Genomic DNA, 14,498 nt, shown 5'->3' on the forward strand with positions numbered 1-14,498 from the left:
CATAAGTGTTGTATTGTTTATGATTCAGGGTTGTTGCAATGAAAGCATTAGTGATTTCGATGGCGTTGATGGCGACTTCAACGTTTGCCTTTGCCGCGGGCGGCTCCATTACGGTTTATCAGGATCCGAATTGCGGTTGTTGTTCGGGTTGGGTTGAGCATATGCGAGAGTCGGGTTTTACCGTCAAAGCCATAAAAACCGTCGACATGGCTACCGTCAAGGAAAAACTCGGTGTGCCGATGGAGTTGGGTTCATGCCATACCGGGGTGGTTGACGCAACCGGCCAGATCATTGAAGGGCATGTACCCGCCGCAGCGGTCAATAAACTGTTGGCTGACCGCTCTGTAAAAGGGGTTGCTGCGCCAGGGATGCCGCAGAACTCGCCAGGAATGGGTCAGCTGGATGGCACGCTGGTCACGGTGGATTTCAACGGCAAGCCTTTTTCCACGGACTGACACAAGCATAAGTTAGCGTGTATTCCGAACCGCGTCAGCGGGTTCTTTAAGCATGCTTTGTATATCCGCAGCCAAAAGTTCATTCATGCGTTCGCTGGTTTCCTTACTAGCGACGATAAAGCGTTCTTCATCGCCCCAAACCTGCGCCAGGGCATCGAACATTTTCTCGTCATGGCGGCGAAACAGGCGGGTCGCCTGGGTCGCCTGCGCGTCTTTAAGTCCCAAGGCCTTGAGGGCTTCGGCGCCTAAGGTAAGGCCCGCTTCGAAAGTTTCCCGCTCCACCACGTGGGCGCCTTTTTCCAGCAATCGATAAGCATGGCGTCTGTCGTAGGCGCGAGCCAGTATTTTCAGGTGAGGAAAATGGCGGGCAGCAACTTCCACCAGCGTTTCCGCCTGGTCGCGATCGTCGATAGCAACGATTAATAGCTTCGCTTCGGCCGCACCCGAGGCGCGCAAAAGGTCGAGCCGGGTGGCGTCGCCATAATATACCCGCCGTCCAAAGCGACGGACCAATTCGACCTGTTCGGCACTGGAGTCTAGCGTGGATGTCTTAAAGCCATTGACGATCAAGAGACGGGCTGCTATTTGGCCAAATCGCCCAAAACCCGCGACGATGGCGTCCGGGCGATCGTTGAAAGCCTCGTTTGTCGGCTGCGGCAAGGAAGACAAACTGCTGGAGCACCAGCGCTGGTAGCCTTTGAGCAGGATGGGCGTAAGCGCCATGGAAGTCGCCACCGCACCCGTCGCTAACTCGGAAATGCCTGCGGTAATAATGCCTGATGCCGACGCAATTCCAAGCAGCACGAACGCAAACTCGCCTCCTTGTGCAAGCGCCACTGCGGTAAGTGTCGCCGCACGGCCTTCTACGTGGAAAATCCGGGCAACGACATAGATAACGATGGCTTTTATGATTATTAGGCCAAGTACGAAGGCGACGAGTGTGCCCGGCTGGGTAGTAAACAGCCCAAGGTTGATGCCGGCGCCTACAGAAATGAAAAATAGCCCCAGCAGTAGCCCCCGAAACGGTTCGATATCGCCTTCCAGTTCGCGTCTGAACTCGCTGTCGGCAAGCACGACGCCGGCCAGGAATGCCCCCAGTGCGGGAGACAAGCCTACTGTTTCCATTAACAAAGCGACTGCAATGACCAGCAGCAGCGCTGCAGCAGTAAAGATGTCGCGCGAATGGGTGTTGGCAATAAACCGAAAGGCTGGGCGGGTCAGGTAGCGGCCAGCGCCAATTATCAACAAGACAGCGGCCAGCACGGCTAACGCCTGCACTCCGGCGGGAAAATTGGCAAGCATGCCTTGCGGTTGCGTATCCGGCCCGATAACAGTGCCCAGTGCAAGCAAGGGCAGCGCGGCAAACATGGGTATGGTAGAGACGTCCTGGAACAGCAAAATGCCAAATGCGGCAGTGCCAGCCGCCGTATGCATCAAGCCTTTTTCCTGGAATGTCTGCAGCACGATGGCTGTAGATGATATGGATAGGATGAACCCCAGTGTCACAGCAGCCCGGAGATCCAGACCCATGGCCAGGCCGGCCGCTGTCAACGCCAGGCCGGTGGCGGCTACCTGCGCGCCGCCGAGGCCGAAAAATACGCCCCTCATATTCCACAGCACAGAAGGGCGTACTTCCAGGCCAATGAGAAACAGCATGATGACTACGCCGAATTCGGCGAAGTGCATGATTTCTGTTTGGTCCCCAACCAGATGGAGGGCGAATGGGCCGATTGCCACGCCAGCGATCAGGTAGCCCAATACAGATCCCAGCCCCAGTCTTTTTGCAATCGGCACCGCGATGACGCCGGAGGCAAGGTAAACCAAGGCCAGCTTTAATAGATTCGCGCCTTCCATGTGGGGGGTTATCCTTTTGGCGTCAGGGTGACGCCGGCAGATTCCATTGGGTACTGTATGGCGAGCTTGTCGATGACCAGTTGCATCAGGGTAAGCCTTCTTATAGAGGGGTCTTCTTGCAGGAAATCCCATGCCCACTGGGCAGCCGATGTCGCTTCATCGCTCAGGTCGAATACGCCCAAGGACAAGCCGTCAGGCCCGAAGGTTTCGTAATAGGATTTTCCCTTGGCTTTGATGAGAACAACTGCGCGGTGGCCATCTGGATGGATTTCTATGACTTCCTTTCCTGCATGGTTGGCTTGTTGCATATGAAGCTCCTTAAAAGAGGTCCGTAAAACACATTGCGCTTGAAACTTTCATGAGTCAAGCTCCGCTGGAGGACTATCAGCATGATGCATGCCGAATCTTTTAAGCTAATCGTCATTTAAGTCTGCAAAGCGCTGGGCAAGATAGTCGACCAGCGCACGTACCGACGGCAGTAGCCCGCGCCGCGAAGGAAAGACGGCATGGACGATACCAACCCTCGGCGTCCAGTCTGGCAACACGCTGACCAGCGTGCCTTGGGCTAGGGGGGTGCGTATCATCATTGTCGGTAGCTGAACTACGCCGATGCCAGCAAGTGCTGCGCTTTGTAGTGCATTCATGTCCCCGGTAACAAAGCGCGGCGTATGGTAGACCTCTGCCTGCGTGCCATTGGCCCCCTGCAAATTCCAGGCGTGGTTTTCCTGTGGGCTGCCCTGGGCCAGGCTAGGCCAGCCTGCCAAGTCGGCGGGCGTCTGTGGCAAACCGTGGATTTCGATCAGTGCCGGACTCGCGACCAGGCACTGGCTTCTATTTGCCAATATTCGCATGACCAAGTCGCTGTCTTGTAGCGGTGGGGGGCGTACCCGTAAAGCAATATCAATGGCTTCCCCGACAGGATCCACTCGGCGGTTAGTCGCTTCAAGGTGGAGGGTAACGCGCGGGTTGTCGGCCATGAAGTCGGCCAGCATGACTCCTACGTCGGCCTGCAACAGCGCTACCGGACAGGTAATGCGCACGACGCCTCGCGGATCGGCGCGTGTTACCTCGATAGCGTCTTGCGCTGCTTCGGCTTCGACCAGCATGGCTTTACAATGCGTGTAATAGGTCTGGCCGATTTCAGTGACGGAGAAGCGGCGGGTTGAACGCTGGATCAACCGTACGCCCAGCCTTTCCTCGAGCATGGCAATGCGGCGACTGAGCTTGGACTTTGGCACACCAAGGGCGCGTCCGGCTGGAGCAAATCCCGCATGATCGACTACTTGGACATAAAAATAAAGATCATTTAAGTCTTGCATGCGCGTTTTATTGTTCAATGAATGGAACACTGATAGTAAAAGCTTACCGTTATCCGGGCAATTACCCGATCACGATACGATAAAAAAGATTAGCGCTTAAGTGCAGGGCAGCGTACATTGGCTATCATGATCAGGGCTCTTTGAATCCACTACTTATCTTCACAGGAGACAGGCTATGTCAAAAAATACTGCAAACGATAGCACCGCGACGGGCGCTAACCCTTTTGGCGATTTTGGCAAGATGTTCGAACAGTTCAAAGTGCCAGGGGTCGACATGTCGGCAATCGCTGATGCGCGTCGCAAGGACATCGAGGCGCTGGTCGACGCCAACAAGGCTGTCTATGAAGGTATGCAGGCGCTGGCCAACAAGCAGGCCGAAATCCTTAAACAGGCGATGGAGGGCATTCAGGGCGCTGCCGGCAGCACTGGAGTCGGAGATCCTGCCAAGCAAGCTGAACTTGCCCGCAAAGCGTTTGAAAAGACACTGTCTGATATGAAGGATTTGGCCGAAATTGCACGCAAGTCGCAGGCAGATGCATTGGCCAGCATCACGCAACGGGCTACGCAGAACATGCAGGAAGTCCAGAAAATGATGCGACCTAAATAGGTGCTGGTGCAGGGCTTTGGCGTTTTACGATATTCAATAGGCAGGAGCCAAAGCCGCCCGCACCAGCAAGTGCGCCAGCCTGTCTGGAAAGTCTGTCATCTGGAAATCCAGCTCCGGCGTAAGCGTTGGCTTTTCGTATTCGCGGAGCGCTGGGCGCCATACAGGCAGGCGCAGACGGCAATCCCCAGTAGCGCAATCGCAGCAACAGATTGCCAGGGATGTTGGCGGGCATAGCGTTGGGTATCTTGCGCAGCTTGCTCGATGCGCTGCGCACTCAATTTGGCGCCACGGCTTGCTTGGTCTTTCAGGCTTTGCATTTGGCGCTTAAGCTTGCCGCGTGCGGCTTCAATTTCAGCGCCGCTATAGCTGGCAGTGCTGCGTAACAAGTCTTCGGCAGCCAGAATTAGGTCCTTGCTAGTGTGCATAGATACTCCTTTTAGAGGTGATGAAATAAAGGGGAATGACACGAGTCAGGCCCACCACTGTTTGATGGTTGCGCGTAACGTTGAGAGCGCTTAATGCGCCTGCGCCAACCAGCATGGCGACTCGCTTTCCGCTATTAAGCAGATCGACCGCTTGCTGGTAGTCGCCGCCTATGGCGCTGCGCGCCTGCTGCCCGACAATGGCCACAACAGGCTGGTGATCCATCTTTGCGTCATATAGGCCATTCAGCAAATAGATGACGCCTGGTCCCGATGTGGCCAAGCACACCCCAACTTGCCCGGTAAACTTCGCGTGGGCACAGGCCATGAACGCTGCGGTTTCTTCATGTCGGACCTGCACGAATTCAATCGGGACGCTACCGCGTCCAAAAGCGCCGATCAAGCCGTTGATGCCGTCGCCAGGGTAGCCGAATACACGGCTTATTCCCCATTCGGAAAGACGCTTCAGGATAAAGTCCGACACCGTATCCATAATTTCTCCTCTGATGTTGCTGTACGGTTCAGCAACTTGCGTGCCTATTACATCAGGGAGAACTTGGATTTGGGCTTAAAAACCGGGCCAGGGCAAGGGGGGCGCAATTAAAGGTGGGCCGTCGTATTCAGGAATAATGCCGAAGCGGTCGCTGCCTGCTTCCCAATCGCGCTGGGCTTGCGCGATTTCTGCTTTACTGTGTCCGACAAAGTTCCACCACATCAGAATTTGCTGGGGCCAAGGTACGCCGCCAAGCAGAATCACCCGGCTATCTGCGTTCAGTTGCAAACGCACTTCGCTGTTTCCGCTTCCGAGGTAGGCCAGTTCATCAGTGGCAAATTGCTGTGTGCCGATGGTTGTCTCGCCCTCTAGTACCAATACGCCATATTCGAACGCGGGGTCCAGTGGCAAGCAGATATCGGTGCCTTGGGCGCTGAACAAGTCCATGCCAATTAAGGGGGAGTAGAGTCGGGATGGCGCTGTATGCATCTTGTAGCTGCCTGCCAACAAGGTGAAGTCGCAGCCGTCCTCGCTCCATGTTGGCAGAATGGGGTGATGATCAAAGGCCGGCTTGCAATCGCCGGCCTCGGGTGGAAGTGCGATCCACAACTGTGCCGCATGGAGTTGCTCTTCGCCGGGCAAGGACTCTTCTGTATGCGCAATGCCTTGGCCCGCTGTCATCAGGTTGACTTGGCCCGGTCTTATCACTTGCTCGTTGCCCAGGCTGTCACGATGCAGGATTTCACCTTTGAGCATCCAGGTGAAAGTTTGCAGACAGGTGTGCGGATGCGGCCCCACGCGCATGCCGGCGCCCGGGCGGAATACGGCGGGGCCTGCGTGATCCAGGAAGCACCAGGCGCCGATCATGCGCCGTTGTCGGGACGGCATGACTCGATTGATGGGAATACCCCCGACTTCGGCCTGGCGCGATGCGATGCGCTGAATGTTTGTTTCAATTGTGCTCATCGAGGGTACTCCTAAAAAAGTGGATCAAATACTTGGCTTACGCTACTGATTGCGGCATTTGTCCGAACCGGCCAGTATTGAAATCAGTCACAGCTTCCTGGATTTCAGCCTGGGTATTCATGACAAATGGCCCATAACCCACAATGGGTTCTTCAATCGGCTCGCCGCTTAACACCAAAATAGTGGCGTCGCTGTTTGCCTCCACGGATACATCGGTGTCGGCTCGATCGAACAATACCATTTGAGCCTCGCGGGCGATATGCTGGCCATTGACCAACACCGTGCCGTGCAAGACGACCAAAGCCAGCATCCGGCCTTCCTGTACTGTCAACTCGGTTGCATGGCCTTGTTGCAGTCGCAAATCCCAGACATCCATAGGCGTGAATGTTTTGGCCGGACCTTGATGCCCCTGGTAGTCGCCCGCTATCACTCGCACCCGACCTGCGCCGTCGGCCAGTTCAACCGATGGAATGTCGCTGTCGAGTATGGTCTGGTAGCCAGGTGCAGCCATTTTATCTTTGGCTGGCAAATTTACCCACAATTGCACCATTTCCAGCGTGCCGCCTTTGCGGGTGAACTCGTCTGAATGAAATTCTTCATGCAAAATGCCTGACGCGGCAGTCATCCACTGCACGTCTCCGGGGCCGATGGTGCCGCCGCTGCCGGTAGAGTCGCGATGTTCGACCTCGCCTTTATAGACGATAGTGACTGTTTCGAAGCCCCGGTGCGGGTGTTGACCAACGCCTCGACGGCGCGATGCGGGGGTGAACTCGGTTGGGCCGGCGTAATCGAGCAGCAGGAACGGGCTGGCGTGTTTGCCCAGGCTGTCGTACGAAAATAGCGAACGCACAGGGAAACCGTCTCCGACCCAGTGCTGTTTGGGGCTGGTGTAAATACCAAGTACTTTTTTCATGGTGTTCTCCTGTAGGACATGAACACCATGATAGAGCCTCGACCGGCTGTCCGGTAGACGGGTTAAATTAGTATCAGAGTCCTATTATGGGAACGCTGGCGAGGGAGCACACTAGGGTGACTTAGGTTTTTATTCTATGAAGTGCATCAATCGTCGATGCGCAAGCTTGCGCAGCTTCTATTCCTTTGACCTTAAAGTGCGACAGGAAAAAGCTGTGATGTTCTTCCCCATGAAAATGGTGTGGTGTCAGCACCGCTGAAATTACCGGCACATCCGTTGCAAGTTGGACTTGCATCAGGCCTGAAATGACAGCTTCTGAAACGAACTCATGGCGATAAATTCCGCCATCGACAACCAGCCCGGCCGCCACAATGGCAGCATACTTACCGCTATTAGCCAAGCGTTTGGCATGCAAGGGAATTTCAAAGACACCGGCTACTTCGAAGATATCAATACTTGACTCGGTATAGCCGTACTTTACTATTTCGACGGAAAAAGCCTGGCGGCATTGCTCGACAATGTCGCGATGCCACCCGGCCTGTATGAACGCGATGCGCCGGCCAGTGTTGCTTGTTGTTGATGGTTCTGATGATTGATGCTGCATGGTGCTATTCCTGTTTTTAAAAATAAAAAAACAGGGCATATTGGATCGAATGGAATTGCAGCGCGTACACAAGCCGTGCCTGATTAACCGCAACCCGCTCTCTCTTTATCCGGACTATGACCGTCGGCTCCGGAATCGCACCGGATCTGCTGACCTTGCAAAAAGAAACAATGTAGATACTATTTCAATTGCAAGCGCTCGCGGGCTAGACATATTGCATGCCATTACCGCCGGTGGGGAATTACGCCCCGCCCTGAGAACGTGAGCGACCATCCAATGCTATGCAGCATGAATGAGTCGCCGCAAAAATATATCATGAATTCACCCAATAAATCGGCCTTTAGAAACCCCGCGGAGATAATGCTATGCTTGGCCGACCGAGATGGAGATCGCCCAAAAGACTGCGTGGAGCTGGTGTAAGCCCGGTTAAACCGTTATGAAAGCTTTATTGCTGGTGTTAATTGTCGTAGCCGCGATAGCGCTGGCGGAATGGCTGCCGAAGTGGCGTTTGCGTCGCGCCGTTCAAGGTCATTTTCCGGATCAGTTTGTTGGGATACTGGAAAAGAACATTCCCGTATACCGCAAGATGGCTGTCCAAGAGCAACAACAGTTGCAGTACTTGATCAAGCAGTTTCTCCATCAAAAGGAATTCTACGGTTGCGGCGGGCTGGACATTACCGATGAGATCAGGGTAACGATAGCGGGTTTGGCCTGTTTGTTGTTATTGAATCGCTTGCCTCGGGTTTATCCAGAACTGCATTCGATCCTTGTTTACCCGTCTGCATTCGTTGCGTCATCCACCGAGCAAGATGAGGGCGGGGTAGTGACGCATAGCAGGGAAAGCTTACTCGGCGAGTCTTGGGGCGACGGGCGGGTTGTGTTGTCTTGGGACGATGTGCAACGAGGCACACAAAACTTTACCGATGGCCATAACGTGGTGCTGCACGAGTTCGCGCATCAACTGGATGAAGAGTCCGGCCGAGCCAACGGCGCGCCTATATTGGGCAGCAGACTAAGTTATCCAGGGTGGGAGGCTGTGCTGTCAAGAGAATTTGCCAGCCTGCGTTCCGATGTTCTGCACCATCATGAAACCGTACTTGATGAATATGGAGCTACGGACCCCGCAGAGTTCTTTGCGGTGGCGACCGAGACATTTTTTGAGATGCCGGTGCAATTGGCCGAGCATCATCCAGAGTTGTTCAAAGAGCTACAGAGGTACTATCAAGTTGAACCGCGGGACTGGTTGTAGGCACCGGCTCGGCATTTAGTTGAGGTGATTCCTGTCGGCCAGACAGGGCTTGTAAGTTGATCCGCAAGTCATCCGGGTGTAAAGCTATCAGGCTGGCTTCCACGGTCGCGTGGGCGTGGCGCCAGACCGGAAGCGCCGATGCCAGCAGTTGATGGCCTTTATTGGTTAAGGTCAACAGGCGGCTACGGCGATCATTGGCATCGGTACTAACGGTTATCAAACCGCTACGTTCCAGCGGCTTCAGTGCAGCTGTCAGTGTTGTTCTGTCCATTGCCAATAGCTGCGCCACCGGTCCGATAGCAGGCGGTTCAGGCCGGTTGACCGCCATCAATAAGGAAAATTGTCCATTGGTCAGCCCCAATGGCCGCAGGGCATCGTCAAATCGCCTTGCCAGCGCACGGGCAGCGCGTTGAATATGTAGGCATAAGCAAGCATCACGTACTTCCAGCGTAGTTTCAAACGGAATTTTCTTTGACACGAGATAATTATTATGTTGATATCAACGTTATTGTCACACGGATTGGTTATTTCTGTCTTGGCAGGGAATGGTTCCTGTCATTTTTGATACAGCAAAGGAGAAGGGCGATGAAATATGTAGAAGGTTTTATTGTGGCTGTGCCTGCGGCTAACAAAGAGACATATCGCAATCATGCTGCCAAGGCGGTGCCTTTATTCAAGGAGTTTGGGGCGACTCGCGTCGTGGAATGCTGGGGCGATGATGTGCCTGATGGCAAGGTGACTGATTTTCGTCGCGCTGTGAAAGCGGAAGAGGGCGAAGAGGTTGTTTTCAGCTGGTTTGAATACCCCTCCAAGGAAGTACGAGACGCTGCAAACGAGAAAATGATGACCGATCCCCGCATGAAAGCGATGGGTGAGCAGATGCCATTCGATGGAAAACGGATGATATTCGGCGGCTTTGTGCCTATCTTGGATGAGTGACTATCTTTCCGTCTGATGTGTTCGGAACTGTTTTCCTAGCCGTTCCAATTCTTCGGTAGGTAAGTCCTCCGCATCTATCATCTCGTTACGGGCGTCTTTGATAGACCTGAGTAGCTCATCGAGTTTCAAATGCACGGCCCAAACGAGTACAAGAGCAAACGCCAGCGAAAATGCAGCCGCCGAGCCAGCTATCGGTCGTGGTTCAGTTGCCCGGACTGCCCGCTGCGGGGGCCCTGCGCTGCGTTGCCTTTATCGTTTGTTGCCATGCTGACTTCCGCCTCTGGAATGGCTGCTTTGCTGGTCTTGGCCAGATCCGATTTGCGTGGCATGACCTTCTTTTTTACTACGGTTTTGCTGTGTACCGTGGCTTTTCTGCTCTTCCCGCAAGGTGTCGTCGTCCTGTTCGGGGGTAGTCGGCTGTTTATCGCCGTGCTTCTTTGTAGATGTCATGATGTTTTCCTTTGAATGACCGTACACAAGCAATCAGCAAGCAAGCGTCATGCCCACGTCCAGTACGTTAGCCACGAATAAGAAGTGGAACGCTTTTGAAATGATTACGTACGATAGCTGTCCGGGTACGCAACTTGCTTGTTTCTGTTATTTGGCGATCCAAAGGCAGTGTCATGAGCATTCAATGGAATGAGTTGTTTGTGTTTGGCGTATCACCGTGGGAGCTATTCCTGCGCGGTAGCCTGATGTATTGGTTTATTTTCATCTTGCTTCGCTTAGCCGGGCGGCGCGACTTCGGTTCTATCGGATCAGCAGACGTGCTGCTTGTTGTATTGATTGCAGACGCCGCACAAAATGCGATGTCTGCAGAATATAAAAGCGTCGCCGAGGGCATGGTCCTCGTTGGAACCCTCATCCTTTGGAGCGTAATCTTGGATCGTGTGTCTTATTTCTGGCCTGCGGTCGATCGGATGCTGGATCCTGGACGGGTCTGCCTGATCAAGGATGGCATCATGCAGCGCAGAGGCATGCGCCGTGAATATGTCACTCGGGACGAGTTGATGAGCGAACTGCGCCAACATGGCGTAGAAGACTTGAGTGAAGTCCGTAGGGCTTACATGGAATCCCAGGGCGAGATCAGCGTTCTCAAGGTTAAGCGCTGACGAAGCTTACGGACGATGTTTGTTTGTGCTGCGATCGTGCGGATTTCTTTCGGCAGGCAGACGGTCAGTGCCTGGGGTTTGCTCAGGATCCACCCCGGGGAGAATGTCCGGAATGCTATCGGGTGGGTTCGGGGTCTGATCTACATCTTTGACAGGCGGTGTCCGTGGAAGATCGATATCTTTATCGGTGCCTGGGCGAGGGTTGGTGGGCATCGCTACCTCCTGAATTTGACACTGTATGCTTTGGAGCCAAGTCAGCAACCCTTATGCCTGCGCTTATTTACCCGGTTTGAAGCCCAGGGCTTTCATGGCGGCGGTCAGTGTGTGCGCCACGTCGCGATAATCGCACCATGGCTCATTGCCTTTATCCAGCCGTTCATGAATATTGCCTATATGCCATTGAGCTGAGCTATGCAGCTTATCGACTTCATCCCAGGCTATGGGCACTGATACGCCCATTCCTGGGCGCGCGCGCGCTGACCAGGCCGCTACCGTCGTAGCCCCAAAGCCGTTGCGTAAATAATCGATGAAAATTTTCCCGACCCGATTGCGCGGCCCACTTCGGGCAGAAAAGCGCTTAGGTAGCGTTTGGGACAAGTGCAAAACAATCGCATGCGAAAAGTCTTTCACTGCGTCCCAGCTGTAGCGTCGCTGTAGTGGTACAACGATATGCAAACCCTTGCCTCCGCTGGTTTTTACAAACGAGACGAGTTCTAGTTCATTCAGAAAGGCGCGAACGACCAATGCTGCTTCCTGGATGGCCGGCCAGTCAACGCCCTTGCCCGGATCCAGGTCGAATGTCATCCGGTCCGGCTTGCCGATGGCAGATTTGACGGCATTCCAAGTATGGAACTCAATCACGTTCAATTGGGCGGCATTCAGCAGGCCTGCAGCAGCTACCACTTCCATCAGCGGGTCGTGGCCCGGATCCAGTTCAGGCGACAGTTGGCGTATCCCCGAGATTTTGGCCGTTTCCAGGTGCTTTTGGAAGAATGTCTGGCCATTGACGCCATCTGGTGCACGCACTAACGATACTGGTCGGCCCTTAAGATGCTCCAGCATCAGAGGTGCGACCAGCGCGTAGTAGCGAACTACATCGATTTTTCTTGTATTGGACGATTCGTCTATGACGCGCTCAGGATGCGTGACTTTGAGCTTGGCAAGCAGCGAACTCGGCCCGGCGGATTCAGCATCGGTCTGCATAGGGCTCTCCTTGATAATACGCTTGGCCGGTTTGTCGTCGCGCAAGCCATGAAAAACCGAGTGACGGATGCTTCCTTTTTTGGTCCACTGGCCGAAAGAAACTTCTGCGAGCAATACAGGCTTAACCCAATGTGCTTTGGCATCAATGCCAGTGGCTGCGGAAAAAGGGCGTTTTGTGCTACGGAGGGCTTGCAGTTTTTGCTTGATATCGACGAGGGTTTTGGCTGTGAAACCGGTACCCACATTTCCGGCATAACGCAGCGCCCCGGTATCGTCGTGTATGCCGAGCAATAATGAGCCGATTCCCGTCCGCGACCCCTGGGGATCGGTGTAGCCGCCAATCACGAACTCTTGCCGTAAACTGCACTTCAACTTGATCCAGTCTGTCGATCTTTGCGATACGTAATGAGACGATTTTTTCTTGCCAATGACGCCTTCCAGCCCCAGTTTGCAAGCTGAGGCCACAATATCCTTCCCGCTCGCGTCAAACGCATCGCTAAAACGGATGGCGTCTCCTTCTAGGTTCAGAAGTAGTTGTTGCAGCTTTTCGCGGCGCTCAGTAAGTGGTGTCGTCCTTAAATCGGCACCGTCGCAAAAGGGAAGGTCGAACAGAAAATAGACCATATTTTGGGTGGCCGAATTATCGAACGCATTCTGCAGCGCCTGAAAGTCAGGCAGCCCATTGTCGTCCAGAATGACGATCTCGCCGTCATACCACCCCTCGGGTAACTTGGCAGCCTTTAAGTTTTCGGTCAACGCCGTCAAGCGGTTCGTCCAGTCGTTCCCATTGCGCGTGAATAATTGAACTCGGCCTTTCTGGATGCGGGTCAGCAAGCGGTATCCATCGAACTTGATTTCGTAAAGCCATTGCTCCGAATCACGCGGCGGGGTATCCACCAGCGTAGCTAGTTCAGGCTTGAACGTAGCGGGAAGCGCCGCTTTTGTGCTGGAAGCTGGCATGTCGGAGCCATGTTGCGCCGAGGCAGCGGCTGGCCGATTGTCGTCAAGATGTGCGACGCTATCAGGCATTTCATCGACGACACTGAACTCACTGGCTGGTCGCGAAAATTCGTCCTTTTCCTTGATCAAAAGCCACGGGTCTTGTTTGGCCTGCTTCCCCTTCATTCTGACTAAGGCCCATTTTCCCTTTAGCTTATGGCCGTATAGTTCAAACTTCAGCTTTCCCTGTTGATAGCCTTCGCGAGCGTTGCCCACAGGTACCCAGACGCCTTTATCCCAAATAATGACTTTTCCGGCTCCGTATTGTTTGGCGGGAATCTCGCCCTCAAACTTGTTGTACGAAATTGGATGGTCTTCGACGTGTACCGCCATTCGTTTATCGGTATTATCGAAACTTGGGCCTTTCGGGACCGCCCAGCTTTTCATTGTGCCATCCAGCTCTAGCCGGAAATCATAGTGCAGTCGGCTGGCCCAATGTTTCTGGACGACAAATGCGCGGGCCGCTTCATTCGCTGCGCCTCCTTCTGCCGGTTCGCGGGTGATAGAGAAATTGCGTTTGGACTTATAAGTCTTTAGAGGATCAGTTTTAGCCATGCTCACGCCGTTTCGCGGCCGCTGATTGCCGCGGTTTTGAACGCGGCTTGCTTGCCCGCGTTGTCGTGGGTTTTGCTTTCGCTGTCTTGGTACCCTTGTTGAGGCTTCGTTGCAGCAGCTCAGTCAGATCGTAGATTTTTGCACCAGTGGATTCTGCTTCTTCTTCCTCCGGTTGCGTCACAGACTCGGTTTTACCAGCCTCAATTTTTTCCTTTACCAGCTGCAGGATTTGCGCTTTGAAAGAGTCCGTGAATGCTTCGGGAGCCCATTTAGTGCTCATGTCGGCGACCAGTTGTTCGCCCATTGCCATTTCTTTTGCGGTTAATCCTGTCGACTTCATACCTTCGGCCGGCAGATTCAACTCATCCCAGGTTCGAATTTCGTCGGTCCAGCGCAGCAGATTCAATATCAGGGCGGGGCCGCAGGGCATCAACACTGCCAAATGCTGCTTAGTCTGGATTACAACTTTGGCAATGCCGACTTTTTTGGTTTTATGCAGCACTTCTCGTAGTAGGGCATACACCTTAGCCCCCTTATTGATGGGGGAAATGTAATAAGGGCGTTCCAGGTATACAAAAGGAATTTCGCTTAGCGACACAAAGGCTTCAATCTCCACTGTTTGAGTCGTTTTTGGATAGGCTGCCGATATTTCCTCGGCGGACAAAATTACATATTGGCCGTCTTCGTACTCGATTCCCTTGACGATATTTTCTTTAGTGACCTCTTTGCCTGTCGTTTTGTTAATACGCTTATAGCCAACCGGATCCATACTGCGCTTGTCCAACCAGTCGAAGTCTATCCCTTGTTC

General features: G+C 53.8%; 18 protein-coding genes, 1 pseudogene and 1 riboswitch. Of the genes and pseudogenes, 5 read left to right on the forward strand and 14 right to left on the reverse strand.

Annotation, left to right across the window (positions count from 1 at the left end):
- Positions 1–38: 38 nt before the first annotated feature.
- Positions 39–455, forward strand: a complete 417-nt coding sequence (locus ABWO67_RS08505; RefSeq protein ID WP_353150330.1) for a DUF411 domain-containing protein — start codon at positions 39–41, stop codon at positions 453–455.
- 12 nt (positions 456–467) lie between these two features.
- Here ABWO67_RS08505 and ABWO67_RS08510 read toward each other — a convergent pair whose 3' ends face one another.
- From ABWO67_RS08510 to ABWO67_RS08520, 3 genes are all read right to left on the reverse strand, one after another.
- Entirely contained in the window at positions 468–2,309 is a 1,842-nt protein-coding gene (locus tag ABWO67_RS08510) for a monovalent cation:proton antiporter-2 (CPA2) family protein (RefSeq protein ID WP_353150333.1), read from the reverse strand.
- Between the two features lie 8 nt (positions 2,310–2,317).
- A complete protein-coding gene (locus ABWO67_RS08515) occupies positions 2,318–2,617 on the reverse strand; it encodes a hypothetical protein (RefSeq protein WP_353150336.1) in 300 nt (99 codons plus the stop codon).
- Positions 2,618–2,722: 105 nt separating this feature from the next.
- The gene (locus ABWO67_RS08520) at positions 2,723–3,628 is read right to left on the reverse strand and encodes a LysR family transcriptional regulator (protein WP_353150339.1); all 906 of its coding nucleotides are present in this window, start codon (positions 3,626–3,628) and stop codon (positions 2,723–2,725) included.
- A 175-nt stretch (positions 3,629–3,803) separates the two neighbouring features.
- Between ABWO67_RS08520 and ABWO67_RS08525 the strand changes: the two genes are divergently transcribed.
- Positions 3,804–4,235, forward strand: coding sequence for a phasin family protein (locus tag ABWO67_RS08525; protein ID WP_353150342.1), 432 nt, complete (start codon positions 3,804–3,806; stop codon positions 4,233–4,235).
- Between the two features lie 95 nt (positions 4,236–4,330).
- On the opposite strand, the gene ABWO67_RS08530 is transcribed toward ABWO67_RS08525, so the two are convergent.
- The 5 genes and pseudogenes from ABWO67_RS08530 to ABWO67_RS08550 form a co-directional block, all read right to left on the reverse strand.
- On the reverse strand, positions 4,331–4,660 hold the full coding sequence (locus tag ABWO67_RS08530; RefSeq protein WP_353150345.1) for an ElaB/YgaM/YqjD family protein: 330 nt from the start codon (positions 4,658–4,660) through the stop codon (positions 4,331–4,333).
- Between the two features lie 115 nt (positions 4,661–4,775).
- A pseudogene (locus tag ABWO67_RS08535) lies at positions 4,776–5,150 on the reverse strand (thiamine pyrophosphate-binding protein); the annotation flags it as partial.
- A gap of 75 nt (positions 5,151–5,225) precedes the next feature.
- Positions 5,226–6,116 carry a pirin family protein gene (locus ABWO67_RS08540; protein ID WP_353150348.1) on the reverse strand — a complete coding sequence of 297 codons (891 nt, stop codon included), beginning with the start codon at positions 6,114–6,116 and terminating at the stop codon, positions 5,226–5,228.
- Positions 6,117–6,153: 37 nt separating this feature from the next.
- Positions 6,154–7,029, reverse strand: a complete 876-nt coding sequence (locus tag ABWO67_RS08545) for a pirin family protein (protein ID WP_353150351.1) — start codon at positions 7,027–7,029, stop codon at positions 6,154–6,156.
- Positions 7,030–7,150: 121 nt separating this feature from the next.
- Positions 7,151–7,633: a 6,7-dimethyl-8-ribityllumazine synthase gene (locus ABWO67_RS08550; RefSeq protein WP_353150354.1), complete on the reverse strand. Its 483-nt coding sequence runs from the start codon at positions 7,631–7,633 to the stop codon at positions 7,151–7,153.
- A 92-nt stretch (positions 7,634–7,725) separates the two neighbouring features.
- A riboswitch (FMN riboswitch) is annotated at positions 7,726–7,898 on the reverse strand.
- 171 nt (positions 7,899–8,069) lie between these two features.
- On the opposite strand from ABWO67_RS08550, the gene ABWO67_RS08555 reads away from it, so the two are divergent.
- Complete coding sequence (locus ABWO67_RS08555) at positions 8,070–8,882, forward strand: M90 family metallopeptidase (RefSeq protein WP_353150357.1); 813 nt, start codon at positions 8,070–8,072, stop codon at positions 8,880–8,882.
- Here the strand turns inward: ABWO67_RS08555 and ABWO67_RS08560 are convergent.
- A complete protein-coding gene (locus ABWO67_RS08560; RefSeq protein ID WP_353150360.1) occupies positions 8,833–9,360 on the reverse strand; it encodes a MarR family winged helix-turn-helix transcriptional regulator in 528 nt (175 codons plus the stop codon). The genes ABWO67_RS08555 and ABWO67_RS08560 overlap by 50 nt on opposite strands.
- Positions 9,361–9,467: 107 nt before the next feature.
- On the opposite strand from ABWO67_RS08560, the gene ABWO67_RS08565 reads away from it, so the two are divergent.
- Complete coding sequence (locus ABWO67_RS08565) at positions 9,468–9,821, forward strand: DUF1428 domain-containing protein (protein ID WP_353150381.1); 354 nt, start codon at positions 9,468–9,470, stop codon at positions 9,819–9,821.
- On the opposite strand, the gene ABWO67_RS08570 is transcribed toward ABWO67_RS08565, so the two are convergent.
- Both ABWO67_RS08570 and ABWO67_RS08575 read right to left on the reverse strand, forming a co-directional pair.
- Complete coding sequence (locus ABWO67_RS08570) at positions 9,822–9,956, reverse strand: low affinity iron permease family protein (RefSeq protein WP_353150363.1); 135 nt, start codon at positions 9,954–9,956, stop codon at positions 9,822–9,824.
- A 114-nt stretch (positions 9,957–10,070) separates the two neighbouring features.
- Positions 10,071–10,271: a hypothetical protein gene (locus ABWO67_RS08575; protein ID WP_353150366.1), complete on the reverse strand. Its 201-nt coding sequence runs from the start codon at positions 10,269–10,271 to the stop codon at positions 10,071–10,073.
- A gap of 173 nt (positions 10,272–10,444) precedes the next feature.
- Between ABWO67_RS08575 and ABWO67_RS08580 the strand changes: the two genes are divergently transcribed.
- On the forward strand, positions 10,445–10,933 hold the full coding sequence (locus ABWO67_RS08580) for a DUF421 domain-containing protein (RefSeq protein WP_353150369.1): 489 nt from the start codon (positions 10,445–10,447) through the stop codon (positions 10,931–10,933).
- Positions 10,934–10,939: 6 nt separating this feature from the next.
- Here ABWO67_RS08580 and ABWO67_RS08585 read toward each other — a convergent pair whose 3' ends face one another.
- The 3 genes from ABWO67_RS08585 to ku all read right to left on the reverse strand — a co-directional run.
- Positions 10,940–11,146, reverse strand: coding sequence for a hypothetical protein (locus ABWO67_RS08585; RefSeq protein WP_353150372.1), 207 nt, complete (start codon positions 11,144–11,146; stop codon positions 10,940–10,942).
- 63 nt (positions 11,147–11,209) lie between these two features.
- On the reverse strand, positions 11,210–13,690 hold the full coding sequence (gene ligD, locus ABWO67_RS08590) for a DNA ligase D (protein ID WP_353150375.1): 2,481 nt from the start codon (positions 13,688–13,690) through the stop codon (positions 11,210–11,212).
- Positions 13,683–14,498 (reverse strand): non-homologous end joining protein Ku (ku, locus tag ABWO67_RS08595; protein ID WP_353150378.1); only part of this gene is annotated, 816 nt, incomplete at its 5' end. The genes ku and ligD, both read right to left, overlap by 8 nt.

Origin of the sequence: Pollutimonas bauzanensis, from assembly GCF_040393045.1 — a bacterium.
GTDB lineage: Bacteria > Pseudomonadota > Gammaproteobacteria > Burkholderiales > Burkholderiaceae_B > Pollutimonas > Pollutimonas bauzanensis_A.

Bases quoted from the DNA above. Each gene is read 5' to 3' on its own strand.
- ABWO67_RS08530 (WP_353150345.1), bottom strand. From the start codon at position 4,660: ATGCACACTAGCAAGGACCTAATTCTGGCTGCCGAAGACTTGTTACGC.
- ABWO67_RS08585 (WP_353150372.1), bottom strand. From the start codon at position 11,146: ATGCCCACCAACCCTCGCCCAGGCACCGATAAAGATATCGATCTTCCA.
- ABWO67_RS08565 (WP_353150381.1), top strand. From the start codon at position 9,468: ATGAAATATGTAGAAGGTTTTATTGTGGCTGTGCCTGCGGCTAACAAA.
- ABWO67_RS08510 (WP_353150333.1), bottom strand. From the start codon at position 2,309: ATGGAAGGCGCGAATCTATTAAAGCTGGCCTTGGTTTACCTTGCCTCC.
- ABWO67_RS08550 (WP_353150354.1), bottom strand. From the start codon at position 7,633: ATGCAGCATCAATCATCAGAACCATCAACAACAAGCAACACTGGCCGG.
- ABWO67_RS08520 (WP_353150339.1), bottom strand. From the start codon at position 3,628: ATGCAAGACTTAAATGATCTTTATTTTTATGTCCAAGTAGTCGATCAT.
- ligD (WP_353150375.1), bottom strand. From the start codon at position 13,690: ATGGCTAAAACTGATCCTCTAAAGACTTATAAGTCCAAACGCAATTTC.
- ABWO67_RS08525 (WP_353150342.1), top strand. From the start codon at position 3,804: ATGTCAAAAAATACTGCAAACGATAGCACCGCGACGGGCGCTAACCCT.
- ABWO67_RS08580 (WP_353150369.1), top strand. From the start codon at position 10,445: ATGAGCATTCAATGGAATGAGTTGTTTGTGTTTGGCGTATCACCGTGG.
- ABWO67_RS08505 (WP_353150330.1), top strand. From the start codon at position 39: ATGAAAGCATTAGTGATTTCGATGGCGTTGATGGCGACTTCAACGTTT.
- ABWO67_RS08545 (WP_353150351.1), bottom strand. From the start codon at position 7,029: ATGAAAAAAGTACTTGGTATTTACACCAGCCCCAAACAGCACTGGGTC.
- ABWO67_RS08540 (WP_353150348.1), bottom strand. From the start codon at position 6,116: ATGAGCACAATTGAAACAAACATTCAGCGCATCGCATCGCGCCAGGCC.
- ABWO67_RS08555 (WP_353150357.1), top strand. From the start codon at position 8,070: ATGAAAGCTTTATTGCTGGTGTTAATTGTCGTAGCCGCGATAGCGCTG.
- ABWO67_RS08575 (WP_353150366.1), bottom strand. From the start codon at position 10,271: ATGACATCTACAAAGAAGCACGGCGATAAACAGCCGACTACCCCCGAA.
- ABWO67_RS08515 (WP_353150336.1), bottom strand. From the start codon at position 2,617: ATGCAACAAGCCAACCATGCAGGAAAGGAAGTCATAGAAATCCATCCA.